The sequence below is a fragment of the Variovorax sp. GW823-FHT02B07 genome (assembly GCF_058797695.1).
Genome location: NZ_JBXAJX010000003.1, coordinates 233,095 through 258,600 on the forward strand (window position 1 = coordinate 233,095; position 25,506 = coordinate 258,600).

The following is a 25,506-nucleotide window of genomic DNA, read 5'->3' on the forward strand; positions in this document are numbered from 1 at the left end:
TCCTCAGGCCCGGTCCGCCACGCGCTCGCCGAGCAGACCCGAAGGCCGCAGCGTGAGCATCACGATCAGCACGATGAAAGCGAAGATGTCGCTGTAGTTGCTGCCCAGCACGCCACCCGTGAGGGTGCCGATGTAGCCGGAGCCGATGGCCTCGATGAGGCCGAGCAAAATGCCGCCGACCACCGCGCCGGCCAGGTTGCCGATGCCGCCGAACACGGCCGCGGTGAAGGCCTTGAGGCCGGGCAGGAAGCCCATCGCGTGTTGCGCGATGCCGTAGTTGGAGGCGTACATCACGCCGGCGATGGCCGCGAGCACGGCGCCGATGATGAAGGTGGCCGAGATGACCATGTCGGGCCGGATGCCCATGAGCGCCGCGACGCGCGGGTTCTCGGCGGTGGCGCGCATCGCGCGGCCGAGCTTGGTGTAGTTGACCAGCCACATCAGGATCACGAGCGAGAACGCCGTGACGCTGAGGATCATGACCTGCGTGGGCGAGATCACGGCGCCGCCCACGTGGATGGGGTCGGTCGGCAGCAGGTTGGGATACGCCTTGTTGGTCGGCTTCCAGATGATCATGGCCAGCGTCTGCAGCAGGATCGACACGCCGATGGCGGTGATGAGCGGTGCGAGCTTGGGGCTGTTGCGCAGCGGCCGGTAGGCCACTTTCTCGATCACGAAGTTGAGGCTTGCCGCGACGACGCAGGCAATGATCAGCGCAACGAAGAGGATCAGCCAGCCCGGTGTGTTGGGCATTCCGTCCTTCATGAGACCGATGATGGTCCAGCTTGTGAGCGCCCCCACCATCAGCACTTCACCGTGCGCAAAATTGATCAGATTGATGATGCCGTACACCATGGTGTAGCCCAAGGCTATCAAGGCATACATGCTGCCGAGAACCAGACCGTTGATGATCTGCTGCAGCAATATTTCCATAACGCGATTCCCTATGTGTTGCACCTTGCGGGTGCCATTCACCTACCGAGGCACCGGTTTGGCGCCACTGGCTTGACAAGCAAAAAACCAGCCAACATGTGTCGCCGGCAGATTTGGTGGGCGGGATTGTAGACACGCCCCGGCGCTGTTTTGGGGCGGGATGACCGGGGTTTACCCGCTCACTTCATGCTGTATGCGCGTGAAGTCATGCAGATGCGCAAACCTGTATCAGCGATCTGAATTTGTGTTGAGGCGACGCAGTTCGCGCAGCTTTTCCGCGATGCGGATTTCGAGTCCACGCTCGACCGGTTCGTAGAACACTTGGCCTTCCAGGCCCTCGGGCAGGTAGCGCTCGCCGGCGGCGAAACCGCCCTCCTCGTCGTGCGCGTAGCGGTACCCCTTGCCGTAGTCGAGCTCCTTCATGAGCTTGGTCGGCGCATTGCGCAGGTGCATCGGCACCGGGCGCGTGCTGTCTTTCTTCACCAACGCGCGCACCGCGTTGTAGGCCTTGTAGACCGCGTTCGACTTGGGCGCGATGGCCAGGTAGACCACGCATTCGGCCAGTGCCAGCTCGCCTTCGGGGGTACCCAGTCGCTCGTAGACCTCGGCCGCATCGAGCGCCAGGCGCAGCGCGCGCGGGTCGGCCAGGCCGATGTCTTCGCTGGCCATGCGCACGAGGCGGCGCGCCATGTAGCGCGGGTCGGCGCCGCCGTCGAGCATGCGCACGAACCAGTAGAGTGCGGCGTCGGGGTCGCTGCCGCGCACCGATTTGTGCAGCGCGCTGATGGTGTCGTAGAACTGCTCGCCGCCCTTGTCGTAGCGGCGCATGCGCTCGCCGAGCACGCGCAGCAGCCACTCGTCGGTGATGTTCGTGAGCCTCTCGGCGCCGGCCGCAACGGCCAGGGTCTCGAGCGTGTTGAGCAGGCGGCGCGCGTCGCCGTCCGCGTAGGCGACCAGGCGGTCGATGGCCGCCTCGTCGATGGCCGGAACCGCCTGGATCGCTTGCGCCTTGGCAACGATCTGCTTCAGGTCGCCTTCGTTGAGCGACTGCAGCACGTACACCGCCGCCCGCGACAGCAAGGCCGAATTGACTTCGAAGGACGGGTTCTCGGTGGTCGCGCCGATGAAGGTGAAGAGGCCCGACTCGACGTGCGGCAGGAACGCGTCCTGCTGGCTCTTGTTGAAGCGGTGCACCTCGTCGACGAAGACGATGGTGCGCTGCTGCGTGAGCCCGTCGCGCGCGGCCGTGGCCTGCTCGACCGCCTCGCGGATGTCCTTCACGCCGCCCAGCACCGCGCTGATGCTCAGGAACTGCGCATCGAAGGCATCGGCCATGAGCCGCGCGATGGTGGTCTTGCCGGTGCCCGGCGGCCCCCAGAGGATGCAGGAGTGCGGCTGGCCTGACTCGAAGGCGATGCGCAGCGACATGCCCGGACCGAGCAGGTGCTGCTGGCCGATCACTTCGCCGAGCGTCTTGGGACGCAGGCGCTCGGCGAGGGGCTGGTGGGTGCGCGGGGCCAAACCGGGGACTGTCCTGCTGTGGGTGATTACTGCTTGAGCACGTCGGCACCCGCGGGCGCCTTGAAGTCGAAGGTGCTGGCGGGCAAGGCCGGGTTCACCTCGACCTTGCTGAACTTGAGCACCGAGCGCTGGCCGAAGCTGTCCAGGATCTCGAGGGCCGCGAGCGCGTCACCCTGGAAGCCGACCATCACGCTCTGCAGCTGGCCGTCCTTGTTCTTCGGTGTGGCCTTGACCCACTGCAGGCCGTCGCGCTCGGGCGCGGCTTCCAGTGCGAAATCGGCCTGCAGGGCGCGCAGGTCGGCCGCAGAGGCAATCAGCGCCGCGGGCGTCGAGCCCAGTGCCTGCGCCTGGGTGCGCTGCGTGACCTGGTTCAGGTCGGCGTCGTAGAGCCACAGCGTCTTGCCGTCGGCCACGATGCTCTGGGCAAAGGGCTTGCGATAGTCGAACTTGAATTTGCCGGGGCGATGGAATTCGAAGGTGCCGGTCGACGTCTTCACGCGGCCCGGCTGGCCCTCGCGCGGCGGGGCCGTCACGGTCTGGGTGAACTCGGCGCGGCCGGACTTGACCGTCTTCACGAAGGCTTCGAGGCTTTCGAGCCCGTCGGCCCAGGCACTGCCGGCCACCGTGCAGATCAGGCCGGCCAACAGCCAGAGGCGGGTTTTCTTCATGGGAGGTTCCTCGGAAAAACGTTGCTGCGATGCCCATCGACACTACCCGCCGCAGGTGCCGGCTTCTGTAGGCTTTCATGAAGATTTGCAGCAGCGCCGGTGCGCGTTTGCAAATTGCCTCTCAGCACGTAACCAGTCCTGGCGCGGTGGTGACGGGGGTCGTCGTCGATGGTGCGCCGGCGAGTCACTCCGCCTGGCGCGCGGGCACGAGGATCTCGCGCTGGCCGCTGCCGCTCATGGCGCTCACGAGGCCGGCTTTTTCCATGTCCTCGACCAGGCGCGCGGCGCGGTTGTAGCCGATCTTCAGGTGGCGCTGCACCAGCGAGATGCTGGCCTTGCGGTTCTTGAGCACGACCTCGACCGCCTGGTCGTACATCGGGTCTTTTTCGCCGTCGCCGCCACCGAGCAGGTCGCCGTCACCGTCGCCATCGACCGTGCCGCCTTCGAGCACGCCCTCGATGTAGTCGGGCTCGCCCTGGCTCTTGAGGTAGGCCACCACGCGATGCACTTCCTCGTCGCTCACGAAGGCACCATGCACGCGGATCGGCAGGCCCGTGCCGCTGGCCATGTAGAGCATGTCGCCCATGCCCAGCAGCGCCTCGGCGCCCATCTGGTCGAGGATGGTGCGGCTGTCGATCTTGGAGCCCACCGAGAACGCGATGCGCGTGGGGATGTTGGCCTTGATGAGGCCGGTGATCACGTCGACGCTGGGGCGCTGCGTGGCCAGGATCAGGTGGATGCCGGCGGCGCGGGCCTTTTGCGCAAGGCGGGCGATCAGCTCTTCGATCTTCTTGCCAACGACCATCATCAGGTCGGCCAACTCGTCGATGATGACCACGATGTGCGGCTCGCGCTTCAGCGGTTCCGGATCGTCCGGCGTGAGGCTGAAGGGGTTGTAGATGAACTCTTCCCGCGCCTTGGCTTCGTCGATCTTGGTGTTGTAGCCGGCCAGGTTGCGCACGCCGAGCTTGCTCATGAGCTTGTAGCGGCGCTCCATCTCGGCCACGCACCAGTTCAGGCCGTGCGCGGCCTGGCGCATGTCGGTGACCACGGGTGCCAGCAGGTGCGGGATGCCTTCGTAGACCGACATTTCGAGCATCTTCGGGTCGATCATGAGCAGGCGAACGTCGCGTGCCTCGGCCTTGTAGAGCAGCGACAGGATCATCGCGTTGATGCCCACCGACTTGCCCGAGCCGGTGGTACCGGCCACCAGCACGTGCGGCATCTTCGCGAGGTCGGCCACCACGGGGTTGCCGATGATGTCCTTGCCCAGGCCCATCGTGAGCATCGACTTGCCCTCGTTGTAGACCTGCGAGCCCAGGATTTCGCTGAGCTTGATCGACTGGCGCTTGGCGTTCGGCAGTTCGAGCGCCATGTAGTTCTTGCCGGGGATCGTTTCGACCACGCGGATCGACACCAGCGAGAGCGAACGCGCCAGGTCCTTGGCGAGGCCGAGGATCTGCGAGCCCTTGACGCCGGTGGCGGGCTCGATCTCGTAGCGCGTGATGACGGGGCCGGGCGAGGCGAGCACCACGCGCACCTCGACGCCGAAGTCCTTGAGCTTCTTCTCGATCATGCGCGAGGTCATCTCGAGCGTGTCGGAGGACACCGTTTCCTGGCGCACCAGCGCGGCGTCGAGCAGGTCGACCTGCGGCAGCTTGCTGTCGGGCAGTTCCTTGAAGAGCGGTTTCTGGCGCTCCTTCACGACGCGATCGCTGCGGGGCACCTCGGTCATCGCGGGCTCGATCTGCACGGGCGGCGATGCGGGGCGGCGCTTGGGAGCGACTTCTTCCTCTTCATCGTCGAAGCTCGGCTCGAGAGGGCCGGCGTCGCCGAACGCGGCCTCCTTGCTGGGGCGCATTTTCTTGGCGCGCGGCGCGGGCGCCAGCTCTTCCTCGTCGCCGGCGCGTTCGCGCGCGGCCTGCTTGCCCATGGCGATGTCGGCCGCCATTTCGCGCTTTTCACGGCGCGACTCGAACAACGAATAAGCCCGCGCGCCGATGCGCTCGGCGATCAGGCTCCAGGAGAAACGGAACACCAGCGCCGAGCCGATCACGCCGCCAGCGATGGCGACCAGCGCCGAGCCCGTGAAGCCCAGCCAGCGCACGCTCGCCGGCCCCACGAGGTAGCCCAGGGCGCCACCGCCCGAACCCGGCAGGTGCGATTCGAGCCGGTACAGGCGCGACCATTCGAGCACCGCGCTGGCGCACAGCAGCAGGACCAGGCCGAACCAGAAAGCGAGGCGGCTGCGGTTGAAGCGGCCGCGCGGGGGCTGTTCGACCGCCGGCGTCGGTTCGCCGCCGCGCAGCCAGCCGGCCAGCGACGAGAGCCACGCGCGCAGGCCCGCCGCAAGACACCACCAGACGGAATAGCCGGCAAGGAAGTAGCTGCCATCGGCCAACCAGGCGCCGATGCGGCCGCCCCAGTTCTTGATCTCACCGCCCGTGCCCGAGGTCGACCAGGCGGCATCGGACGGAGTGAAGCTCAGCATCGCCAGCAGCCAGAACAGGAGGGCTGCAAACCCGGCGATCAAGGTGATTTCGTGGGCGAAGCGCAGGGCGCGCAGGCGCACGGGTTGCCCTTCGGCAGCGGAAGAAGAGGAGGACGATTGAAGCGTATGGAGCGAATAGGTCATGAAAAGCACGGCGCCCGGCCCGAAAAAACGCAGGCCGGCCGCCCCGAACACTACAACAAAAGGCCGTGGACACCGAAAGCGCCCGGCCTATGGGCTCAGGTCAGCGTCAGGAGCCGGTCCTTGATGATCACCGAGCCGTCTTCCTGGGACTGGACGAAACCGCGCTCTTCCAGGTCCTTCATGACGCGGCTCACCATTTCGCGCGACGCACCGACCATCTTGGCCAGGTCCTGGCGGGAGATCTTGTCGCGGACCTTGAGGTTGCCCATGCCGTCCTGGCTGGCGAACTCGAGCAGCGCGCGGGCGACGCGGCCGTACACGTCCATCAGCGCCAGCGACTCGATCTTGCGGTCAGCGTGGCGCAGGCGCTGCACCAGGCCGCGCATGATGTTGTAGGCCATCGAGGAGTTCTCGGGCAGGCAGCGCGCGAAGGCGTCGCGGCCCAGCATGAGCACGTCGCACTGGATTTCGGTGCGCACGGTGGCCGAATGCGGCTCGTCGTCGATCAGGCTCATCTCGCCGAGGTAGTCGCCGGGGTGCAGCGTGGCCAGGATCACCTCGCGGCCACGGCTGTCGGCGCTCGTGACGCGGGCGCGGCCGGTCAGGATGATGTACAGCGCATCGGATTTCTTGCCCTGCTCCACGACGACCTCGGCGCGTTTGAAGCGCTTCTTGATGATCGCATCCGCAATGCTTGCGGACTGCGAGGCCGTCAACGACGCGAACAATGGAACGCGCCGAAGCAATTCAAGGTTGGACAGCATCGACATTAATCAATCCCTGAAACAGCGCGCGATGTGATCCTGATGCTGAGCCCATGGATTACTACAATCGCGCGCATTGAAAACACCGTGCACCCGGTGTTGAACCGGGCGGTGATACTCCCCACGTATCGCTACCACCCTGAAAATGTACACGCTGCCGCAGCGTCCATCCTAGGTTTTCTACTCATGTCCGCACCCCAACACGCCAAGGTTCTCATTCTGGGCTCCGGCCCGGCCGGCTACACCGCCGCCGTCTACGCCGCACGCGCCAACCTCCAGCCTTTGCTCATCACGGGCATCGCGCAAGGCGGTCAACTCATGACCACGACCGAGGTCGACAACTGGCCGGCCGACGTGCACGGCGTGCAAGGCCCGGAGCTGATGCAGCGCTTTCTCGAGCACGCCGAACGCTTCAAGACGCAGATCGTGTTCGACCACATCAACAAGGTCGACCTGAGCAAGCGCCCGTTCACGCTCACGGGCGACAGCGGCACCTACACCTGCGACTCGCTGATCATCGCCACGGGCGCCTCGGCCAAGTACCTGGGCCTGGATTCCGAAGAGAAGTTCATGGGCCGCGGCGTCTCCGCCTGCGCAACCTGCGACGGCTTCTTCTACCGCGAGCAAGAGGTCTGCGTGATCGGCGGCGGCAACACGGCCGTCGAGGAAGCGCTGTACCTCTCCAACATTGCAAACAAAGTCACACTCGTGCATCGCCGCGACAAGTTCCGCGCCGAGCCGATCCTGATCGACAAGGTCATGGAAAAAGTAGCCGAGGGCAAGATCGTGCTGAAGCTGCACAACCAGCTCGACGAGGTGCTCGGTGACGGCACGGGCGTGACGGGCATCCGAATCAAGAACACGCAGACCGGCGCCACCGAAGAGATCACGCTCAAGGGCTGCTTCATCGCGATCGGCCACCACCCGAACACCGACATCTTCCAGGGCCAGCTGGAAATGAAGGACAACTACATCCTGACCCGCTCGGGCCTGAAGGGCTTCGCGACGATGACCAGCGTGCCCGGCGTGTTCGCGGCCGGCGACGTGCAGGACAACATCTACCGCCAGGCCATCACCAGCGCCGGCACGGGCTGCATGGCTGCCCTGGACGCGCAACGCTTCCTCGAAGAGCACTGAGGCCTATCCCCACGGGGAACGGGGCGCCGGCCACCGGCCGGCGCGACCGGATTTCCCGTATCTGCGATGGTCCCCGGCCTCGCTGAGCCCGAAAGGGCTATAATCCGAGGCTTTGCCGAAACAGGGCCTACCTCCCACCGGGAGTCGGGTTGCGGCAAATCCGGGGTACCGCCACCCGTTTCTGGCGAGGTCAAGCTGCAAAACACCCTGCAATCGCCACGATTGCGCCGGTGCCAGCTGTTCAAGAAAGAGTGTCCACATGGCACGCGTATGCGACGTAACGGGCAAAGGCCCGATGGTCGGAAACAACGTTTCCCACGCCAACAACAAAACCAAGCGCCGGTTCCTGCCGAACCTGCAATACCGCCGTTTCTGGGTCGAGACCGAAAACCGTTGGGTTCGCCTGCGCGTTTCGAGCGCTGCACTGCGCCTGATCGACAAGAACGGTATCGATGCCGTGCTCGCAGACCTGCGTGCCCGCGGCCAAGCTTAAGGAGCTGAATCATGGCAACGAGCAAAGGCGGACGCGAAAAGATCAAGCTGGAATCCACCGCGGGTACCGGCCACTTCTACACGACGAGCAAGAACAAGAAGACGATGCCTGAAAAGATGTCGATCATGAAGTTCGACCCCAAGGCGCGCAAGCACGTCGAATACAAGGAAATCAAGCTGAAGTAATTCGGCCTGTTCTCCCCCAAAAAACCCGCTGCTCACCCAGCGGGTTTTTTATTGCCTGTCGTTCTTGTGAAAGCAGAAAAAGGCAGGCACAAAAAAGCCGACCCGCAGGTCGGCTTCTTCACTGAGCGAGGGCAACAGCGCGGGAGGCGCCGGCCCTTTGCCTCGTCAGGCGCGCGCAGCGCGCAGGCGGGTCGAGAACTCGCGCAGGCCGGCGATGCCACTGGCTTCCGCACGGTGACACCAGGCCGCCAGGTCGGCCGCCAGTTGCTCGCGCGATTGCGAGGTGTTCAGCCAGAGCTGGCGCAGCTCTTCGCGCATCGTGACCATCTTGTCGAGCACCGGGTGCGCAGCACGAGCCTGCACCAGATGGGTGCGCGCCGAGGCAGGCACCTTGTCGTCGTCGCGATGCAGCCAGCGCTTGGCCGCCTTGAGCACCGACAGGTCGGCGCCCTTGGCCTTCAGCACGTCGATTTCCTCGCTGGTCGCACGGCGCATTTCGCGGGCGTAGCCGGCCATCACTTCGTAGCGGTTGGCGATGACGGCCTCGAGCGTCTTCTCGTTGGCCACGGGCTGGATGTCGCCCATCTGCATCTTCGGCGGCACCTTCTTGACCTTGGCCCAGCCGAGCTTCTGGAACACCTGGATGTAGACCCAGCCGATGTCGAACTCGTACTTCTTGACCGAGAACTTGGCCGAAGTCGGGTACGTGTGGTGGTTGTTGTGCAGCTCTTCGCCACCGATGATCAGGCCCCAGGGCATGATGTTGCGGCTGGCGTCGGACGCCTCGAAGTTGCGATAGCCCCAGTAGTGGCCGATGCCGTTGATGATGCCGGCGGCGGTAATCGGGATCCAGAGCATCTGGACCGCCCACACGGTCAGGCCGAGCGCGCCGAACAGCGCCAGGTTGATCACCAGCATCAGGCCCACGCCTTGCCAGCTGTAGCGCGTGTACAGGTTGCGCTCGATCCAGTCATCGGGCGTGCCGTGACCGTAGCGCTCCATCGTTTCCTTGTTCTTCGATTCCTTGCGGTACAGCTCGGCGCCGCGCCAGAAGACTTCGTCGATGCCCTTGACCTGCGGACTGTGCGGGTCGTCGGCGGTTTCGCACTTCGCGTGGTGCTTGCGGTGGATGGCGACCCATTCCTTCGTCACCATGCCGGTGCCGAGCCAGAGCCAGAAACGGAAGAAGTGCGAGGGGATCGGACCGAGGTCCATCGCCTTGTGCGTCTGCGTGCGGTGCAGAAAGATCGTGACCGCTGCGATGGTGATGTGCGTGGTGACGAGCGTGTACAGCACGACTTGCCACCAGGCAATGTCCCACAGGCCGTGTCCGAGCCATTGGATGACCGCGTTCAGAACGGCGGAGTCAGGAAGCATCATTGAGTCAGGTACTCCATGGCCACACGAAGGTGCAGCCTTCAGGTAACCCGCGATTTTAGGATGTCAGGGCCAAAACGAGGCCTTTTGTCCTTCTGTCACACCGCAGATTTACCCTAGTTTGGAGCCCCGCGCCTATTTCCGGTTCCACACGGCGGCAAAAAAGCCGTCGGTGGCGTGGCGATGCGGCCACAGACGCAGGTAGCGCCGGCCGTCCTCCCCGCCCGCGCAAAGGGTCTCGGCGCCCTCCATCTTGAGCGCCTGGAGCAATTCCGCGGCATCCATGGGCACGAAATCGGGGTTCGCGGCGGCAAACGCCTCGGCGATGGCCTCGTTTTCCTCCGGCAGCACGCTGCAGGTGGCGTACACCAGCCGGCCGCCCGACTTCACGAGCCGCGCCGCGCTTTGCAGGATGGCGGTCTGTTTGGCCGTCAGTTCGGCCACCGACTTGGCCGATTGCCGCCATTTGAGGTCCGGGTTGCGGCGCAGCGTGCCAAGCCCCGAACAGGGCGCGTCGACCAGCACGCGGTCGATCTTGCCGGCCAGGCGCTTGATCCGGTCGTCGCGCTCGTGGGCGATCGCGGCCGGGTGCACGTTCGAGAGCTTGCTGCGCGCCAGCCGCGGCTTGAGCGCGTCCAGGCGGTGGGCCGATGTGTCGAAGGCGTAGAGCCGGCCGGTGTTGCGCATGGTCGCGCCGATGGCCAGGGTCTTGCCGCCGGCGCCGGCGCAGAAATCGACCACCATCTCGCCGCGCTTGGCGTCCAGCAGCAGCGCGAGCAGCTGGGAGCCCTCATCCTGCACCTCGATGGCGCCGCGCACGAACGCGTCGAGCTTGGTCAGCGCGGGCTTGCCGTCGATGCGCAGCCCCCAGGGCGAGAACGGCGTCACTTCCGATTTAATAGCAGCCTTCGCAAGCTCCGCCTTCACTTCCGCCCGCTTGTCGGTGAACGCATTGACGCGCAGGTCGAGCGGTGCCGGCTGCTGCAGGCTCTCGACCATCGGCCAGAAGCCGTCGCCCAGCTGCGCCTTGAGCGGCGCGACCAGCCATTCGGGCAGGTTGTGGCGATGGCGTTCGAGCAGGTCGTCCGGCTTGACGGCGTCGCAGTTGTCGAGCCAGCGTTTCTCGGTGTCGTTGAGCGCGCTCTTCAGGAAGTCGCGCGGGCCGTGAAAGCCCAGGATCGCCATGCGGCGCTCCTTCGAACCGCTGCCCGAGGGCGACAGGTGATCGAACAGCAGCTTCTTGCGAAGCACGGTGTAGACGGTTTCGGCGAGCGTCGCGCGCTCGCGCGGGCCGAACTCGCGGTGGTCGCGGAAAAAGCGCGAAACGACCTGGTCGGCCGGGTGATCGAATTTCAGGACCAAGCCGACCAGATCGGCGGTGGCCTCCAACAGGGCTTTGGGATGCATAGCCCCGATTGTCTCAGCCGGCCGGCCTCGCGGCCGAAACGCCTCAGGCGCCGCGCACCCAGACGGTCCCGAAGGCTTGCCGCTCGATGTCTTCCAGCGTGGGCGAATGCCCCGCCCAGAGCACGAGCGCCGCGCCCGGCAGGGTCAGTGTCTGCTCGAGTTCGCGGCACAGGTGCCAACGGTCCTCGTCGTCGAGCCCCGGCACCTCGACGAACACGATGTACGCCCGCCGCCAGGCGAACTCGCGCAGGTTCTTGCGCACCACCCACAGCCGCGACACGGGCAGGCAGCGTGCGATGTCGGCGCGCAGCTCGCCCAGCTCGTGGTCGTTCAGGTCGTGGCGCGAAATCTGGCTGAAGAAAGGCGTGTCGGTGATCTCTTCCCAGGCGCGTGCCTCGGCCTCCTCCGCCTCCTTGAGCCGCGCGCGCCACAGCTTGAGCCCCTGCTCGTCGTGCGACCCGGCTTCGGGATCTTCGAGCGAGGCGACGGCGTTCTTGGCCGCCCACCAGCGGCTGGCCACGCCCGACTGGTGCAGCCGTTCGAGCACGGCCAGGCGCTCGGCGCGCTCGCGCGCGGGCAGCATCTGGGCCAGCCCGCGCAGCGCGCCCGGATGGTCCGGTGCGATCCGCAAGGCGCTCTCGTAGCGCGCGCGCACCGGCGCCGCCGGGTCGAGCCGGCGCTCGGCGTCGGCCCACTCGACCATCTCGTCGGGCGTGTTGCGCTCGCCGCGGGCCGCCAGCACCGCGATGCGCTCGCGGATGCGCGAGCGGTGCGCGTGGTGCTGCTTCCAGTCGGCGGCATGGGCGCGACGCCAGGCGTTGTCGAAATGCGAGATCCACTTGTGCTTGTCGGCCAGCATGTCCAGCGCGGGCCGCTGCGACCAGGCCGGCAGCGCCGCCTTCTGGTTCAGCGCTTCCAGCCGGTCGCGCAACACCGGGTGGGTGTCGTCCAGGTCGCTGACGCGGCGCATGGCCTCGCGCAGCGCTTGGCGCGCGAACTCCTCGCTCGGCGGCGTGCGGGCGCGCTGCCGCAAAGCAGCAAAGGGGCCGGGCGGCAGCGGCTCGCGCTCGGCGCGCGCCCAATGCCAGGGCCAGAACTCGCTGGCGTACCAGTTGCCCTTGATGGCAACTTCGGTGAGCGCAGCCGCGGCCACCGCGGTGCCGAGCAGCCGGCCCGAGATGCGGTCGGCCTCGTACTCGTCCTGGCGGGCCAGCGCGAAGGTCTTGGCGGCGAAGCGCGGAAAGTACCAGCGGAAGAAGGCCTGCGACACCAACGCCATCACGCCCTCGTCGCGCTGCAGGCTGGCATCGAGCCGCAGCCACGACAGCCGCGTGCGGTAGATCCAGGCGCTCAGCCGGCCATGGTTGCCGCGCAAGTGACCGTATTCGTGGGCCAGCACCGACAGCAGGCGCTGCCGGTCCAGCATCATCAGCAGCGGCAGGCCGATGCTCAGCGAGTTGAGCGCACCGCCGAACAGGCCGAAGCGCGGCACCTGGCTGATGCTGGCGTTGAAGTTGTCGTCCAGGTAGACGCGGTGCACCGGCGGCCCCTTGATGCGCTCGCGGATGCGGTCCAGCGCCTCGAACAGCCCGGGCGCGTCGGCGCGCGTGAGCGGCTCGCCGTCGGGCTCGTCGAAATGCACCCAGAGCGCGCGCAGGGTCGCCCAGAACAGGCCCAGCGCGAACACGAGCAGCCAGCCGCGGGTGAAGTTGAAACGCCCGTCGGCCACCGAGACGACCACCCAGGCCACAATGCCCACCGCCAGCCCCAGGCAGGCCAGCACCCAGAGGTAGCCGAGCGCGGCGAACGCCGCGACGCCACGCCGGTAGCGCGCGCTGTCGTCCGCACTCGCGTGCTCGCTCAGGCGAACCAGGTGAACAAAATCCGCACGGTCCATCCGACTCCCGTCAAAGACTCATCCGACAGTTGTTACCGAAGAAAGAAGCCCCCGTTGAACGACAAAGACCTCCCTCCTCTGATCGAAACGCCCCCCGGCCGCTACCGCCACTACAAGGGCGGCGAGTACGACGTGATCGGCACCGTCCGCCACAGCGAGACGCTGGAGCCGATGACGCTGTACCGCGCCCTCTACGGTGCCCGCGGCCTGTGGGTCCGGCCCGCCGCGATGTTCGAGGAAACCATCGAGATCGACGGCCGCCCGCAGCGCCGCTTCACCCCGATCGACGCTCAGCCGCAGTGAACGTCCTTGACGCGGCCACGCGCGTCGACGCTGATGTTGAGCCGTCCGGGGTTGAGTTCCATCGTGACCGCCTGGTTCGGCTTGAGCACCCGCGCCGTGCCGGCGCCGGCGCGCGCACGTGCCGCGGCTTCGAGCTGGGGCGTCACCTGCTGGCCCACAGCAAAGCGGGCGCCCTCGGCGTTGCACTGGAAGACGGGCTCGGCCGGCGCGGCGGGCGCAGGCGCAGCGGCGCCCGGTGCGGGCGCGGGGGCCGGCGCGGCGCAGGCGGCCAGCAGGGCCGCGGTGGCCAACGTCAACAGTAGCGATTGGGTTTTCAAAGTTCTGTGCTCCCGAAAACCCAACAATATAAACAACTTTAAGCTTTGTGACTCAATGTATCCAACAGCCATCCAGCGATGGCGCGCGGATACAGCAGGTGCTCCTGGGACAGCACCCGGGCGGCCAGCGTGGCCGCCGTGTCGTCCGGCAGCACCGGCACCACGGCCTGCGCCAGGATCGGCCCGTGGTCGAGCTCCGCCGTGACCTGGTGCACCGTCACCCCCGCCACCTTGCAGCCCGCCTCGATGGCGCGCTGGTGCGTGTGCAGCCCCGGAAAGGCCGGCAGCAGCGAGGGGTGGATATTCACCAGCCGCCCGGCGTAGCGCGCCACGAAGCCGGGCGTCAGGATGCGCATGAAGCCCGCCAGCACCACGAGCGCCGGCGCGTGGGCGTCGACCGCCTCGGCCAGCGCCGCGTCGAAGGCCTCGCGGCTGTCGAAGGCCTGGTGCGGCACCACGGCGGTCGCGATGCCGTGCGACGCGGCCAGCGCCAGCCCGCCGGCCTCCGCCTTGTTGCTGATGACGGCGGCGATGCGCGCGCCGAAGCGCTCGGCCCAGCGGTCGCGCTCGGCGGCGCGCACGATGGCCGCCATGTTCGAGCCGCCGCCGGAGATCAGGATCACGATGTTCTTCATGGGAGGCCGGGATTATCCGTGCCCCGCCAACACCCCGATCAGCCTCCCGTCGACCCGCACGCTGGCGTGCTTGTCGCGACGCGGACACCGGATCGCAGCACGACCGTGCTAAAACTCGCAGTTCCGGAGACACCCCCGCGTCTGCGGTGGACCGATCAACACAGCGAGGCACGCATGGATTTGAGCTTCACACCCGAAGAACAGAAGTTCCGCGAAGAAGTTCGCGCATGGGTCAAGGACAACCTCCCCCAGGAGATTTCGCACAAGGTGCACAACGCGCTCGAACTGACGCGCGACGATCTGCAAGGCTGGGCCAAGATCCTCGGCAAGAAGGGCTGGCTGGGCTACGGATGGCCCAAGGAATTCGGCGGCCCCGGCTGGACCGCCGTGCAGCGCCACCTGTTCGAGGAAGAAACCGCACTGGCCGGCGCGCCGCGCATCATCCCCTTCGGCCCCGTCATGGTGGCCCCGGTGATCATGGCCTTCGGCAACGCCGAGCAGCAAAAGCGCTTCCTGCCCGGCATCGCCAGCGGCGAAGTCTGGTGGAGCCAGGGCTACAGCGAACCCGGCTCGGGTTCCGACCTCGCCTCGGTCAAGACCAAGGCCGAGCGCAAGGGTGACAAGTACATCGTCAACGGCCAGAAGACCTGGACCACGCTCGGCCAGCACGGCGACTGGATGTTCAACCTCGTGCGCACCAGCAACGAGGGCAAGCCGCAAACGGGCATCAGCTTCCTGCTGCTCGACATGAAGTCGCCCGGCGTCACCGTGCGCCCGATCAAGCTGATCGACGGCGGCGTCGAGGTGAACGAGGTGTTCTTCGACAACGTCGAAGTGCCCGCCGAGAACCTGATCGGCGAAGAGAACAAGGGCTGGACCTACGCCAAGCACCTGCTCTCGCACGAGCGCACCAACATCGCCGACGTGAACCGCGCCAAGCGCGAACTCGAGCGCCTCAAGCGCATCGCCAAGAGCGAAGGCGTCTACGACGACCTGCGCTTCCGCGACGAGATCGCCAAGCTCGAAGTCGACATCGTCGCCCTCGAGATGATGGTGCTGCGCGTGCTCTCCGCCGCCACCTCGGGCAAGAACTCGCTGGACGTGGCGGGCCTGCTCAAGATCCGCGGCAGCGAGATCCAGCAGCGCTACGCCGAGCTGATGATGCTGGCCGGCGGCCCCTACTCGCTGCCGCTGATCCGCGAAGCCATGGAAGCCGGCTGGCAGGGCAACTTCCCCGGCGGCAATCCGGCGCTGGCACCGCTGGCATCGACCTTCTTCAACATGCGCAAGACCACGATCTACGGCGGCTCGAACGAAGTCCAGCGCAACATCGTGGCGCAAACCGTCCTGGGCTGAGGAGACACCAACATGGATTTCAATTTTTCGGAAGACCAGGACCAGCTGCGCGACGCCGTTCGCAAGTGGGTCGACAAGGGCTATGACTTCGAACGCCGCCGCGGCATCGAGGCCAAGGGCGGCTTCTCGCGCGAAGCTTGGGACGAACTGGCCGAGCTCGGCCTGGGCGGCCTGTACATCAGCGAAGACGACGGCGGCCTGGGCATGGGCCCGGTGGCCGGCATGGTCGTGATGGAAGAACTGGGCCGCGGCATCGTGCTGGAGCCCTTCGCGCAGACGCTGATCGCCGGCGCCGTGCTCGGCGGCTACGCCGACGCGGCCACCAAGGAAAACTGGCTGCCGCGCATCGCCGGCGGCCAGGCCCTCGTGGTGCTGGCCTACCAGGAGCGCAAGGCGCGCTACCGCCTCGACGTGTGCGAGGCCACGGCCGTCAAGTCGGGCAACGGCTACTCGCTGACCGGCGCCAAGAGCGTGGTGCCCGTGGGTGACGAGGCCGATGCCTTCGTCGTGCCCGCCAAGGTCGACGGCAAGATCGCCCTCTTCCTGGTCGAGCGCAGCGCCAGCGGCGTCGAAGCCCGCGGCTACGGCACGCAGGACGGCGGCCGCGCGGCCGAAGTCGTGTTCGACAAGGCCGACGCCACGCTGGTCACGGCCGACGGCCTGACCGCGCTCGAATACGCGGTGGATGTCGGCATTGCCGCCACCTGCGCCGAAGCGGTCGGCGTGCTCGACAAGACGCTCGACGTCACCATCGACTACATGAACCAGCGCAAGCAGTTCGGCGTGGTCATCTCCAGCTTCCAGGCGCTGCGCCACCGCGTCGCCGACATGAAGATGCAGCTGGAGCTGGCACGCTCGATGAGCTACTACGCGACGCTCAAGCTCAACGCCCCGGCGGACGAACGCCGCCAGGCGCTGGCCCGCGCCAAGTACCAGCTGGGCACGTCGATGCGCTACGTGGCCGCGAACTCGGTGCAGCTGCATGGCGGCATCGGCGTGACCGACGAATACATCGGCAGCCACTACTTCCGCAAGCTCACGCAGCTCGAGCTCACCTTCGGCGACACGCTGCACCACCTGGGTGAGGTTTCTGCCCGCATGCAGGACACGGCCGGCGTCTTCGCCTGACGACTGTTTGTCGATAGCATCCAACGCCCGCCCGCCTTGCGCCGGCGGGCGTTTTCACTTGCGGGGCCCCAGCCCCCTGCCAGGAGAGAGACAGACATGCCTTCCCGCCGCACCCTGCTTGCCTTGGCCCTTGCCGGAAGCACCGCCGTCACCTTGCTGACCGGCTGCGCCACCTCCGCGCCCTCTTCCACCGAGCGTCCGCCCATCGTCTTCATGCACGGCAACGGCGACTCGGCCGCGCTGTGGCAGACCACGATCTGGCGCTTCGAATCGAATGGCTGGCCGCGCGAACGGCTGTTTGCGCTCGACCAGCCGAATCCCCTGGCCCGCGACGACGATGCCGTGGCCCAGCCGGGGCGCAGTTCCACCGTCGAGTCGGCCGCGTTCCTGCGCGCCGAGGTCGAGAAGGTGCTGAAGGCCACGGGCGCGCCCAAGGTCGTGCTCATCGGCAATTCGCGCGGTGGCAACACCATCCGCAACTACGTGCAGAACGGCGGCGGCGCGGCCGTGGTGAGCCATGTGGTGCTCGGCGGCAATCCGGCGCACGGCATCTGGAAGGTGAAGGGCCTGCGCGAGAACAACGAGTTCTCGGGGCTCTCGGCCTTCATGCAGCAGCTCAATGCACCCAAGGGACCGAACGGCGACGAGGTCACGCCCGGCGTGCAGTGGCTCACGCTGCGCTCGGACACCAACGACAAGTACGCCCAGCCCGACGGCCTGTGGATCGGCGCGCCGGGCCAGCCGACGAACATCGGCTTCGACGGGCCGGCGCTCAAGGGCGCCACCAACCTCGTGCTGCCGCGCGTGGACCACCGCGAGACCTCGTTCTCGCCGGCCGCCTTCGCGGCGACCTGGCGCTTCCTGACCGGCCAGGCGCCGACCAGCACGGCGGTGGCGCCGGAATCGAAGGTCGTGCTCGACGGCCGCGCGACCGGCGCGGACAACCTGGCACTGACAGGCGCGCGCGTCACGGTCTTTGCCGTCGATCCGGCCTCGGGTGCGCGGCGCGGCGAGGCGGCGCACCAGCAGACGGTCGGCGCCGACGGTCGCTGGGGCCCGTTCAGCGCGCAGCCCACGGCGCGCTACGAGTTCGTGCTCGACGTGCCCGGCCAGGGCACCACGCACATCTACCGCAGCCCGTTCGTGCGCAGCAGCGGCGTCGTCAACCTGCGGACCGAGCGCCTGGCGCCGGCCGAGAGCGGCGCGGGCGCGGTGGTCGTCTTCACGCGCCCGCGCGGCTACTTCGATGCGCAGCGCGACACGATGAACTTCGACGGCCAGAGCCCGCCCCCCGGCGTGCCGGCCCAGGGCGCGGGGCAGTCGAGCTCGCGGCTGCGCGTCGCGGCCGGCGCGCCGCAGCGCACGGTCAGCGCCGAGTTCAACGGCGAGCGCCTCACCGGCCAGAGCTGGCCCGCCGCGCAAGGGCACGCGACGGTGCTCGAGCTGACGTACTGAACGGCCATGAACGACACGACCCCCTTCGTCCTGACGGCGCGCGACGCGCGCGGCGTGGTCACGCTCACGCTGAACCGCCCCGCCGCCTTCAACGCGTTGTCCGAAGGCATGCTCGGCGCGCTCGAACAGGCGCTCGGCGCGGTCGCCGCCGATGACACGGTGCGCGCCGTCGTCATCGCCGCGGCGGGCAAGGCCTTCTGCGCGGGCCACGACCTGAAGGAGATGCGCGCCGAGCCCTCGCTCGGCTACTACCAGCAGCTGTTCGACCGGTGCGGCGCGATGATGCTGTCGATCCAGCGGTTGCCCGTGCCGGTGATCGCGCGCGTGCACGGCATCGCGACCGCGGCGGGCTGCCAGCTGGTCGCGGTCTGCGACCTCGCGGTGGCCGCGAGTGACGCGCGCTTTGCGGTCAGCGGCGTCAACGTCGGCCTCTTTTGCGCCACGCCTGGCGTCACGCTCTCGCGCAACCTGGGTCGCAAGGAAGCCTTCGAGATGCTGGTGACGGGTGAATTCATCAGCGCCGAGGAAGCGCGCGAGAAAGGCCTGGTCAACCGGGTCGCGCCGCCCGAAGGGCTCGATGCCGCCGTCGAGGCACTGGTCGCCAGCATCGTCGCCAAGCCCCGCACGGCGCTCGCGCTGGGCAAGGCGCTGTTCTATCGCCAGCTTGAAACCGGCATCGAGGCCGCGCTGGCCGACGCCAGCCAGACCATGGCCTGCAACATGATGGACGAGAGCGCGCTGGAAGGGGTGCAGGCCTTCATCGAGAAGCGACCGCCGGCCTGGAAGGGCTGAATGACAAAGGAGGCCGAGGCCTCCTTTTTTCTTGCGCGTCGGGTGTCAGATGTCGTGCAACCGGGACGACTGCGGCAGGTGCGCCATCAAGAACTCCATCTGGTCCGCCAGGATGCGGCGGTTGCGCAGGATGAAGTCTTCCCACAGGCTCGGCACATAGGGCGCGTACAGCAGCGGCATGTTCGCCTGCTCGGGCGTGCGGCTGCTCTTGCGGTGGTTGCAGGGCTTGCAGGCCGTGACCACGTTCATCCAGGTGTCGATGCCGCGCTGCGCGAACGGAATGATGTGCTCGCGCGTGAGTTCGTCTTCGTGGAAATGGCCGCCGCAATAGGCGCAGATGTTGCGGTCGCGCGAGAACAGCTTGCTGTTGGTGAGGCCCGGGCGCTGCGCGAAGGGGTTGATGCGCGGCACGCCCTTGGTGCCGATGATGCTGTTGATCGCGATCTGCGACTGCTCGCCCGTGATCGCGTTGTGGCCGCCACGGAACACGGCCACCTGCGCGCCCACTTCCCAGCGGACTTCGTCCGCCGCGTAGTGGATCACCGCCTGTTCCAGCGATATCCATGACTGGGGCAGCCCTTGGGCCGACAGCTTCAAGACCTTCACACACGCCTCCTCGAAACGAGAAAAACACGCAGAGACCAGAGACTCGGAATGCGTTGGCGACTCACGCCAACCCACCCACTGCGTCACAATATACCGGCTTTGTGACAAATCGGCCTGATTTGCCCATACGACGGGCATCAGGCGCTATCAAAAAGATACTCTCCCATGCAGGTTTTCCGCGGCTTCCGACACCCGGGCGTAGCTCCGGCCTGCGCCCTCACGATCGGCAACTTCGACGGCGTCCACCGCGGCCATCAGGCCATGCTGGCGCTGTTGCAGACCGAGGCCCGCCATCGCGGGCTGCCCAGCTGCGTGCTGACCTTCGAGCCGCACCCGCGCGACTATTTCGCCGCCGTCACCAAGAAACCCGACCTGGCCCCGGCCCGTATCGGCACGCTGCGCGACAAGCTGACCGAGCTGGCGGCCTGCGGCGTCGACCAGACCATCGTGCTGCCCTTCGACGGCCGGCTGGCATCCCAGTCGCCCGAGGCGTTCATCCAGAACGTGCTGATCGACGGCCTGGGCGCGCGCTACGTGCTGGTGGGCGACGACTTCCGCTTCGGCGCCAAACGCGCGGGCGACTACGCCATGCTCGATGCCGCCGGTGAAGCGCAGGGTTTCGACGTCGCGCGCATGAACAGCTACGAGGTGCACGGCCTGCGGGTGTCCAGCTCGGCCGTGCGCGAGGCGCTGGCCGAAGGCCGCATGGCCGACGCCCACACGCTGCTGGGCCGCCCGTACACGATCTCGGGCCACGTGGTCCACGGCCGCAAGCTGGGCCGGGCGCTGGGCGCCTCATCGCCGGGCAAGGACGACGGGTTTCGCACCCTCAACCTGCGCTTCAAGCACTGGAAACCGGCCGCCAGCGGCATCTTCGCGGTGCTGGTGCACGGCCTGGCCGAGCAGCCGCTGCCGGGTGTCGCGAACCTCGGCGTGCGGCCCTCGCTGGACGCCAACGACGTCAACGCGGGGCGCGTGCTGCTCGAGACGCATTGCCTGGAGTGGCCCTCGCCTCTGGGGGCCGAAGGGGCCTACGGTAAAATCGTGCGCGTGGAACTCCTGCACAAACTGCACGACGAATTGCGCTACACCAGCCTCGAAGCCCTCACTGCGGGCATCGCGAAGGATGGCCGCGACGCACGCGCGTTCTTCGCATCGACCCACGCCGAGACCCACCGCCAGACCACGCGCGACCGAATTTAGCCCTGCACGCCCCGTGCTGCCGCCCTTCGACAAGCTCAGGGCGAACGGCTATATCTTCCGCACCGACCGCTCAATGCAGTTCGGGCTGAGCCTGTCGAAGCCCCTCTGTTTCGCCGCACCCAACATGTCTGACGCCGCTTCCCCCAAAGATTACCGTTCCACGCTGAACCTGCCCGACACCCCCTTCCCGATGCGCGGCGACCTGCCCAAGCGCGAACCGGGCTGGGTCAAGGAATGGAACGACGAAGGCCGCTACCACCGCCTGCGCGACGCCCGCCACGGCGCGCCCAAGTTCATCCTGCACGACGGCCCGCCGTACGCCAACGGCCAGATCCACATGGGCCACGCGGTGAACAAGATCCTCAAGGACATGATCACCAAGGCGCGCCAGCTCGAAGGCTTCGACGCGCTGTACGTGCCCGGCTGGGACTGCCACGGCCTGCCGATCGAGAACGCCATCGAAAAGCAGTTCGGCCGCAACCTGAGCCGTGACGAGATGCAGGCCAAGAGCCGCGCCTACGCCACGGAGCAGATCGCCCAGCAGATGGTCGACTTCCAGCGCCTGGGCGTGCTGGGCGAATGGGACCATCCCTACAAGACGATGGACTTCGCCAATGAAGCCGGCGAGCTGCGCGCGTTCAAGCGCGTGATCGAGCGCGGCTTCGTGTACCGGGGCCTCAAGCCCGTGTACTGGTGCTTCGACTGCGGCTCCTCGCTGGCCGAGTTCGAGATCGAGTACGCCGACAAGAAGAGCCAGACCATCGACGTGGCCTTCAAGGCGCACGAGCGCGAGAAGGTGCTCAAGGCCTTCGGCACCGACCACACGATCCTGGGCGACATCTTTGCCGTGATCTGGACCACCACCGCGTGGACCATCCCCGCCAACCAGGCGATCAACCTCAACCCCGAGCTCGAGTACTCGCTGGTCGACACCGAGCGCGGCCTGCTGATCCTGGCCAACTCGCTGGTCGAGATGTGCATGACGCGCTACGCGCTCGACGGCAAGGTGCTGGCCACGGTCAAGGGCGAAGCGCTCGGCGGGCTCGAGTTCGAGCACCCGCTGTACGACGTGGATGCGGGCTACCAGCGCCTGTCGCCCATCTACCTGGCCGACTACGCCACCGCCACCGACGGCACGGGCCTCGTGCACTCGTCGCCTGCCTACGGCGTGGACGACTTCAACTCCTGCATCGCCCACGGCGTGGCGTACGACGACATCCTCAACCCGGTGCAGGGCAACGGCAGCTACGCGCCCGACTTCCCGCTGTTCGGCGGCCAGAACATCTGGAAGGCCGTGCCGGTGATCATCGCCGCGCTGCGCGACGCCAACCGCCTGCTGACCACCGAGACCATCACCCACAGCTACCCGCACTGCTGGCGCCACAAGACGCCGGTGATCTACCGCGCGGCCGCCCAGTGGTTCGTTCGCATGGACGAAGGCGAAGGCGTGTTCACGAAGGACAAGGCGCCCAAGACGCTGCGCCAGACCGCGCTCGACGCCATCGAGCAGACCAGCTTCTACCCCGAGAACGGCAAGGCCCGCCTGCACGACATGATCGCCGGCCGGCCCGACTGGTGCATCAGCCGCCAGCGCAGCTGGGGCGTGCCGATCCCGTTCTTCCTGCACAAGGATTCGGGCGAGCTGCACCCGCGCACCATGGAAATCCTCGACCAGGCCGCCGACATCGTCGAGAAGGGCGGCATCGAGGCCTGGAGCCGCGTCACGGTCGAAGACATCCTGGGCGCCGAAGACGCACCGAGCTACACCAAGAGCACCGACATCCTCGAGGTGTGGTTCGACTCGGGCTCGACCTTCTCGCACGTGCTGCGCGGCACGCACCCCAACGTGCACCACGAGACCGGCCCCGAAGCCGACCTGTACCTCGAAGGCCACGACCAGCACCGCGGGTGGTTCCACTCGTCGCTGCTGATCGCCTGCATGCTGGAAGACCGCGCACCGTACAAGGGCCTGCTCACGCACGGCTTCACGGTGGATGCCAAGGGCATCAAGATGAGCAAGTCGCTCAAGAACGGCATCGACCCGCAGGAAATCAGCAACAAGCTGGGCTCGGAAATCATCCGCCTGTGGGTGGCCGCGAGCGACTACTCGGGCGACATCGCGGGCGACGACAAGATCCTCGCGCGCGTCGTCGATGCCTACCGCCGCATCCGCAACACGCTGCGCTTCCTGCTCGCGAACACCAGCGATTTCGACATCGCGAAAGACGCCGTGCCGCTCGACCAGCTGTTCGAGATCGACCGCTACGCCCTGTCGCGCGCGGCGCAGTTCCAGGCCGAGATCCTCGCGCACTACCAGGTGTACGAGTTCCATCCGGTGGTGGCCAAGCTGCAGATCTACTGCTCGGAAGACCTGGGCGGCTTCTACCTCGACATCCTGAAGGACCGCCTCTACACGACGGCGCCGGGCTCGCTCGCGCGCCGCAGCGCACAGACCGCGCTGTGGCACATCTCGCAAGCCATGCTGCGCTGGATGGCCCCGTTCCTGAGCTTCACGGCCGAAGAGGCCTGGAAGATCGTGGGCACCGGCAAGGCCGGCGAGTCGATCTTCACGCAGACCTACAGCCAGTTCGCCGCACCCGACGAAGCGCTGCTCGCCAAGTGGGGCCGCATCCGCGAGATCCGCGACGGCGTCAACAAGGACATCGAGGCGGTGCGCGCCGAGGGCAAGGTCGGCTCGTCGCTGCAGGCCAACCTGCAGCTGAACGCACCGGCCGACGACCTCGCGCTGCTGGGCTCGCTGGGCGACGACCTGAAGTTCGTGTTCATCGCCTCGGCCGTGGCGCTGGCGGCGGGCGACACGCTGTCGACCGTGGTCACGCCGAGCACCGCGCAGAAGTGCGAACGCTGCTGGCACTACCGCGAGGACGTGGGCCACGACCCGGCGCACCCGACCATCTGCGGCCGCTGCACGAGCAACCTGTTCGGCGCGGGCGAATCGCGCAGCGTGGCCTGATGGCGACCGCACGTTCCGCCTCGTCGGCCTCGCGTTCGCGTGGCGCCAGCATCTGGCCGTGGCTCGGGCTGGCGACGATCATCGTGATCATCGACCAGTTCACCAAGACGCTGATCCTGGGCTACTACAAGCTCGGCGACGCGACCTACGTGACGAGCTTCTTCAACGTCGTGCGCGCGCACAACACGGGCGCCGCCTTCTCGTTCCTGGCCGACCACTCGGGCTGGCAGCGCTGGTTCTTCACGGCCATCGGCGTGGCGGCGGCGATCTTCATCGTCTGGATGCTGCGGTCGCACGCCGGCCAGAAGCTCTTCTCGTTCGCGATGGCCTGCATCCTGGGCGGCGCGATCGGCAACGTGGTCGACCGCATGATGCACGGCTACGTGGTCGACTTCCTGAGCTTCCACTGGGGCAACTGGTACTTCCCGGCGTTCAACGCGGCGGACAGCGCCATCACGCTCGGGGCGATCTGCCTGATCGTCGACGAGATCCGGCGGGTGCGCCGGGGCAAGTAAGCCAGTTCTCGAGACCAAAGGGGCCCACGGGCCCCTTTTTCTTTGGGCCGCGCTCTGTGCCCGCGGCCCCGGGGTTCTCCCCACTTCCCTGCCCTGTCATCGCGAAGTCATACTGCGCCGGTCCAATGTAATCGATTACATGAACCCCGCCACGGACCCCGCACGATGAGCATCCAAGCAGTAGCCGCCCAGGCCGGGGTCTCCGTGGCCACGGTCTCGCGCGCCTTCAATTTCCCCGACAAGGTGACGCCGGCCACGCGCGAACTGGTGGAGCGCGTGGCGCGCGAGCTCAACTACCTGCCCAACGCCAGCGCCCGCACCCTGCGCACCCAGCGCAGCCGCACGCTCGGCGTGGTGCTGCCCACGCTGCTGAACCCGACCTTTGCCGAATGCCTGCAGGGCATTGCGCGCGCGGCCGTCGCAGGCGGCTACGCGATCCTGCCGGTCACCACCGGCTACCGGCTCGACGAGGAAGAGCGCGCCGTCCAGCTGCTGCTGGCGGGCAACGTCGACGGGCTGATCCTCGTGGTGTCGAACCCGTCCACCTCGGCCGCGCTGCAGCGCCTGCAGGCCGCCGGCGTGCCCTACGTGCTGGCCTACAACCGGCACGCCGACCATCCCTGCGTGTCGGTCGACAGCGAAGGCGCGGTGGCCGATGCGGTCACGCGCCTCGTGCTGCTGGGCCACCGGCGCATCGCGATGGTCAGCGGCACGCTGGCCGCGTCGGACCGCGCGCAGCAGCGCTACCGCGGCTACCAGCGCGGCATGGCCGAAGCAGGTCTCGATGCGCCGCCGCTCGTCGAAGTGCCCTTTGTCGAGACCGCCGTCGATGCGCTGTGCGCCGAGTTGCGCCCGCACAGCCGCCCCACGGCGCTGGTCTGCTCGAACGACCTGCTCGCCATCCGCAGCATCCGCGCCGCGCATTTGAGCGGCCTCGCGGTGCCCGACGACCTCAGCGTGGTCGGCTTCGACGGCATCGCGCTCGGCGAAGACCTCACGCCCGCGCTCACCACCATCGCGCAGCCCAACAGCGACATCGGCCGCCACAGCGTCGAGCTGCTGGCGCAGGCGATCGCCGGCGGCCGCGCGCTGCAGGCCGACGCGAGCCTGCTGCTGCCCCATGCCTTCCGAGACGGCGAGTCGTGCGCGAATGCGCGCGAAGACAACGACGCCGCACTGTCCTGACCTCACCCCCCCTCCCAGGA

General features: G+C 67.3%; 23 protein-coding genes. 12 read left to right on the forward strand and 11 right to left on the reverse strand.

The window, feature by feature from the left end; all coding sequences use genetic code 11:
- Positions 1-3 precede the first annotated feature (3 nt).
- The 5 genes from AC1RGU_RS18850 to AC1RGU_RS18870 all read right to left on the reverse strand — a co-directional run bounded on the left by AC1RGU_RS18850 (position 4) and on the right by AC1RGU_RS18870 (position 6,527).
- The gene (locus AC1RGU_RS18850) at positions 4-933 is read right to left on the reverse strand and encodes a branched-chain amino acid ABC transporter permease (protein WP_062481019.1); all 930 of its coding nucleotides are present in this window, start codon (positions 931-933) and stop codon (positions 4-6) included.
- Between the two features lie 228 nt (positions 934-1,161).
- Positions 1,162-2,454 (reverse strand): replication-associated recombination protein A, encoded by a 1,293-nt coding sequence (locus tag AC1RGU_RS18855; RefSeq protein ID WP_492697332.1) that lies wholly within the window; start codon positions 2,452-2,454, stop codon positions 1,162-1,164.
- 26 nt (positions 2,455-2,480) lie between these two features.
- A complete protein-coding gene (lolA, locus tag AC1RGU_RS18860) occupies positions 2,481-3,122 on the reverse strand; it encodes an outer membrane lipoprotein periplasmic chaperone LolA (protein ID WP_307587047.1) in 642 nt (213 codons plus the stop codon).
- Positions 3,123-3,306: 184 nt separating this feature from the next.
- A complete protein-coding gene (locus AC1RGU_RS18865) occupies positions 3,307-5,757 on the reverse strand; it encodes a DNA translocase FtsK (RefSeq protein ID WP_062481035.1) in 2,451 nt (816 codons plus the stop codon).
- 95 nt (positions 5,758-5,852) lie between these two features.
- Positions 5,853-6,527 carry a Crp/Fnr family transcriptional regulator gene (locus AC1RGU_RS18870; protein WP_062481025.1) on the reverse strand — a complete coding sequence of 225 codons (675 nt, stop codon included), beginning with the start codon at positions 6,525-6,527 and terminating at the stop codon, positions 5,853-5,855.
- 180 nt (positions 6,528-6,707) lie between these two features.
- On the opposite strand from AC1RGU_RS18870, the gene trxB reads away from it, so the two are divergent.
- The 3 genes from trxB (at position 6,708) to rpmG (ending at position 8,336) form a co-directional block, all read left to right on the forward strand.
- Entirely contained in the window at positions 6,708-7,658 is a 951-nt protein-coding gene (trxB, locus tag AC1RGU_RS18875; RefSeq protein ID WP_062481027.1) for a thioredoxin-disulfide reductase, read from the forward strand.
- Positions 7,659-7,917: 259 nt separating this feature from the next.
- The gene (gene rpmB / locus AC1RGU_RS18880; protein WP_007830293.1) at positions 7,918-8,151 is read left to right on the forward strand and encodes a 50S ribosomal protein L28; all 234 of its coding nucleotides are present in this window, start codon (positions 7,918-7,920) and stop codon (positions 8,149-8,151) included.
- A gap of 11 nt (positions 8,152-8,162) precedes the next feature.
- The gene (gene rpmG, locus AC1RGU_RS18885; RefSeq protein WP_007830291.1) at positions 8,163-8,336 is read left to right on the forward strand and encodes a 50S ribosomal protein L33; all 174 of its coding nucleotides are present in this window, start codon (positions 8,163-8,165) and stop codon (positions 8,334-8,336) included.
- A 165-nt stretch (positions 8,337-8,501) separates the two neighbouring features.
- Here the strand turns inward: rpmG and AC1RGU_RS18890 are convergent, their stop codons facing one another.
- The 3 genes from AC1RGU_RS18890 to AC1RGU_RS18900 form a co-directional block, all read right to left on the reverse strand.
- Positions 8,502-9,716, reverse strand: coding sequence for a DesA family fatty acid desaturase (locus AC1RGU_RS18890; RefSeq protein WP_070062144.1), 1,215 nt, complete (start codon positions 9,714-9,716; stop codon positions 8,502-8,504).
- Positions 9,717-9,848: 132 nt separating this feature from the next.
- Positions 9,849-11,120: an RsmB/NOP family class I SAM-dependent RNA methyltransferase gene (locus tag AC1RGU_RS18895; RefSeq protein ID WP_492697334.1), complete on the reverse strand. Its 1,272-nt coding sequence runs from the start codon at positions 11,118-11,120 to the stop codon at positions 9,849-9,851.
- A 43-nt stretch (positions 11,121-11,163) separates the two neighbouring features.
- Positions 11,164-13,017 (reverse strand): M48 family metalloprotease, encoded by a 1,854-nt coding sequence (locus AC1RGU_RS18900; protein WP_492697336.1) that lies wholly within the window; start codon positions 13,015-13,017, stop codon positions 11,164-11,166.
- A 54-nt stretch (positions 13,018-13,071) separates the two neighbouring features.
- Here AC1RGU_RS18900 and AC1RGU_RS18905 point away from each other — a divergent pair, with 54 nt between their 5' ends.
- Positions 13,072-13,320: a DUF1653 domain-containing protein gene (locus AC1RGU_RS18905; RefSeq protein ID WP_492697338.1), complete on the forward strand. Its 249-nt coding sequence runs from the start codon at positions 13,072-13,074 to the stop codon at positions 13,318-13,320.
- Here the strand turns inward: AC1RGU_RS18905 and AC1RGU_RS18910 are convergent.
- Together AC1RGU_RS18910 and purN are read right to left on the reverse strand one after the other, a co-directional pair.
- A complete protein-coding gene (locus AC1RGU_RS18910; RefSeq protein WP_223301392.1) occupies positions 13,308-13,616 on the reverse strand; it encodes an I78 family peptidase inhibitor in 309 nt (102 codons plus the stop codon). The genes AC1RGU_RS18905 and AC1RGU_RS18910 overlap by 13 nt on opposite strands.
- A 59-nt stretch (positions 13,617-13,675) precedes the next feature.
- The gene (purN, locus tag AC1RGU_RS18915; protein ID WP_070062139.1) at positions 13,676-14,272 is read right to left on the reverse strand and encodes a phosphoribosylglycinamide formyltransferase; all 597 of its coding nucleotides are present in this window, start codon (positions 14,270-14,272) and stop codon (positions 13,676-13,678) included.
- A 174-nt stretch (positions 14,273-14,446) separates the two neighbouring features.
- Between purN and AC1RGU_RS18920 the strand changes: the two genes are divergently transcribed.
- The 4 genes from AC1RGU_RS18920 to AC1RGU_RS18935 all read left to right on the forward strand — a co-directional run bounded on the left by AC1RGU_RS18920 (position 14,447) and on the right by AC1RGU_RS18935 (position 19,003).
- On the forward strand, positions 14,447-15,628 hold the full coding sequence (locus AC1RGU_RS18920; protein ID WP_062482930.1) for an acyl-CoA dehydrogenase family protein: 1,182 nt from the start codon (positions 14,447-14,449) through the stop codon (positions 15,626-15,628).
- A gap of 12 nt (positions 15,629-15,640) precedes the next feature.
- Positions 15,641-16,756: an acyl-CoA dehydrogenase family protein gene (locus AC1RGU_RS18925; RefSeq protein WP_492697340.1), complete on the forward strand. Its 1,116-nt coding sequence runs from the start codon at positions 15,641-15,643 to the stop codon at positions 16,754-16,756.
- Positions 16,757-16,852: 96 nt separating this feature from the next.
- On the forward strand, positions 16,853-18,211 hold the full coding sequence (locus AC1RGU_RS18930; protein WP_492697342.1) for an alpha/beta fold hydrolase: 1,359 nt from the start codon (positions 16,853-16,855) through the stop codon (positions 18,209-18,211).
- Positions 18,212-18,217: 6 nt separating this feature from the next.
- The gene (locus AC1RGU_RS18935) at positions 18,218-19,003 is read left to right on the forward strand and encodes an enoyl-CoA hydratase (protein WP_492697344.1); all 786 of its coding nucleotides are present in this window, start codon (positions 18,218-18,220) and stop codon (positions 19,001-19,003) included.
- 45 nt (positions 19,004-19,048) lie between these two features.
- Here the strand turns inward: AC1RGU_RS18935 and AC1RGU_RS18940 are convergent, their stop codons facing one another.
- A complete protein-coding gene (locus AC1RGU_RS18940) occupies positions 19,049-19,609 on the reverse strand; it encodes an HNH endonuclease (RefSeq protein ID WP_062480919.1) in 561 nt (186 codons plus the stop codon).
- Between the two features lie 165 nt (positions 19,610-19,774).
- Between AC1RGU_RS18940 and AC1RGU_RS18945 the strand changes: the two genes are divergently transcribed.
- From AC1RGU_RS18945 to AC1RGU_RS18960, 4 genes are all read left to right on the forward strand, one after another.
- A complete protein-coding gene (locus tag AC1RGU_RS18945; protein ID WP_492697346.1) occupies positions 19,775-20,812 on the forward strand; it encodes a bifunctional riboflavin kinase/FAD synthetase in 1,038 nt (345 codons plus the stop codon).
- A gap of 124 nt (positions 20,813-20,936) precedes the next feature.
- A complete protein-coding gene (gene ileS / locus AC1RGU_RS18950; protein WP_492697348.1) occupies positions 20,937-23,786 on the forward strand; it encodes an isoleucine--tRNA ligase in 2,850 nt (949 codons plus the stop codon).
- On the forward strand, positions 23,786-24,301 hold the full coding sequence (gene lspA / locus AC1RGU_RS18955) for a signal peptidase II (RefSeq protein ID WP_062480914.1): 516 nt from the start codon (positions 23,786-23,788) through the stop codon (positions 24,299-24,301). The genes ileS and lspA overlap by 1 nt, the downstream gene beginning before the upstream one ends.
- A 165-nt stretch (positions 24,302-24,466) precedes the next feature.
- Entirely contained in the window at positions 24,467-25,486 is a 1,020-nt protein-coding gene (locus tag AC1RGU_RS18960) for a LacI family DNA-binding transcriptional regulator (protein WP_492697350.1), read from the forward strand.
- Positions 25,487-25,506 lie beyond the last annotated feature (20 nt).

Excerpts from the sequence above, each read along its gene's own strand:
- trxB (WP_062481027.1), top strand. The coding sequence starts at position 6,708 with ATGTCCGCACCCCAACACGCCAAGGTTCTCATTCTGGGCTCCGGCCCG.
- AC1RGU_RS18960 (WP_492697350.1), top strand. The coding sequence starts at position 24,467 with ATGAGCATCCAAGCAGTAGCCGCCCAGGCCGGGGTCTCCGTGGCCACG.
- rpmG (WP_007830291.1), top strand. The coding sequence starts at position 8,163 with ATGGCAACGAGCAAAGGCGGACGCGAAAAGATCAAGCTGGAATCCACC.
- AC1RGU_RS18895 (WP_492697334.1), bottom strand. The coding sequence starts at position 11,120 with ATGCATCCCAAAGCCCTGTTGGAGGCCACCGCCGATCTGGTCGGCTTG.
- AC1RGU_RS18945 (WP_492697346.1), top strand. The coding sequence starts at position 19,775 with ATGCAGGTTTTCCGCGGCTTCCGACACCCGGGCGTAGCTCCGGCCTGC.
- AC1RGU_RS18920 (WP_062482930.1), top strand. The coding sequence starts at position 14,447 with ATGGATTTGAGCTTCACACCCGAAGAACAGAAGTTCCGCGAAGAAGTT.
- lolA (WP_307587047.1), bottom strand. The coding sequence starts at position 3,122 with ATGAAGAAAACCCGCCTCTGGCTGTTGGCCGGCCTGATCTGCACGGTG.
- AC1RGU_RS18900 (WP_492697336.1), bottom strand. The coding sequence starts at position 13,017 with ATGGACCGTGCGGATTTTGTTCACCTGGTTCGCCTGAGCGAGCACGCG.
- ileS (WP_492697348.1), top strand. The coding sequence starts at position 20,937 with ATGTCTGACGCCGCTTCCCCCAAAGATTACCGTTCCACGCTGAACCTG.
- rpmB (WP_007830293.1), top strand. The coding sequence starts at position 7,918 with ATGGCACGCGTATGCGACGTAACGGGCAAAGGCCCGATGGTCGGAAAC.
- AC1RGU_RS18865 (WP_062481035.1), bottom strand. The coding sequence starts at position 5,757 with ATGACCTATTCGCTCCATACGCTTCAATCGTCCTCCTCTTCTTCCGCT.
- AC1RGU_RS18930 (WP_492697342.1), top strand. The coding sequence starts at position 16,853 with ATGCCTTCCCGCCGCACCCTGCTTGCCTTGGCCCTTGCCGGAAGCACC.
- AC1RGU_RS18925 (WP_492697340.1), top strand. The coding sequence starts at position 15,641 with ATGGATTTCAATTTTTCGGAAGACCAGGACCAGCTGCGCGACGCCGTT.
- AC1RGU_RS18890 (WP_070062144.1), bottom strand. The coding sequence starts at position 9,716 with ATGATGCTTCCTGACTCCGCCGTTCTGAACGCGGTCATCCAATGGCTC.
- lspA (WP_062480914.1), top strand. The coding sequence starts at position 23,786 with ATGGCGACCGCACGTTCCGCCTCGTCGGCCTCGCGTTCGCGTGGCGCC.
- purN (WP_070062139.1), bottom strand. The coding sequence starts at position 14,272 with ATGAAGAACATCGTGATCCTGATCTCCGGCGGCGGCTCGAACATGGCG.
- AC1RGU_RS18850 (WP_062481019.1), bottom strand. The coding sequence starts at position 933 with ATGGAAATATTGCTGCAGCAGATCATCAACGGTCTGGTTCTCGGCAGC.
- AC1RGU_RS18870 (WP_062481025.1), bottom strand. The coding sequence starts at position 6,527 with ATGTCGATGCTGTCCAACCTTGAATTGCTTCGGCGCGTTCCATTGTTC.
- AC1RGU_RS18935 (WP_492697344.1), top strand. The coding sequence starts at position 18,218 with ATGAACGACACGACCCCCTTCGTCCTGACGGCGCGCGACGCGCGCGGC.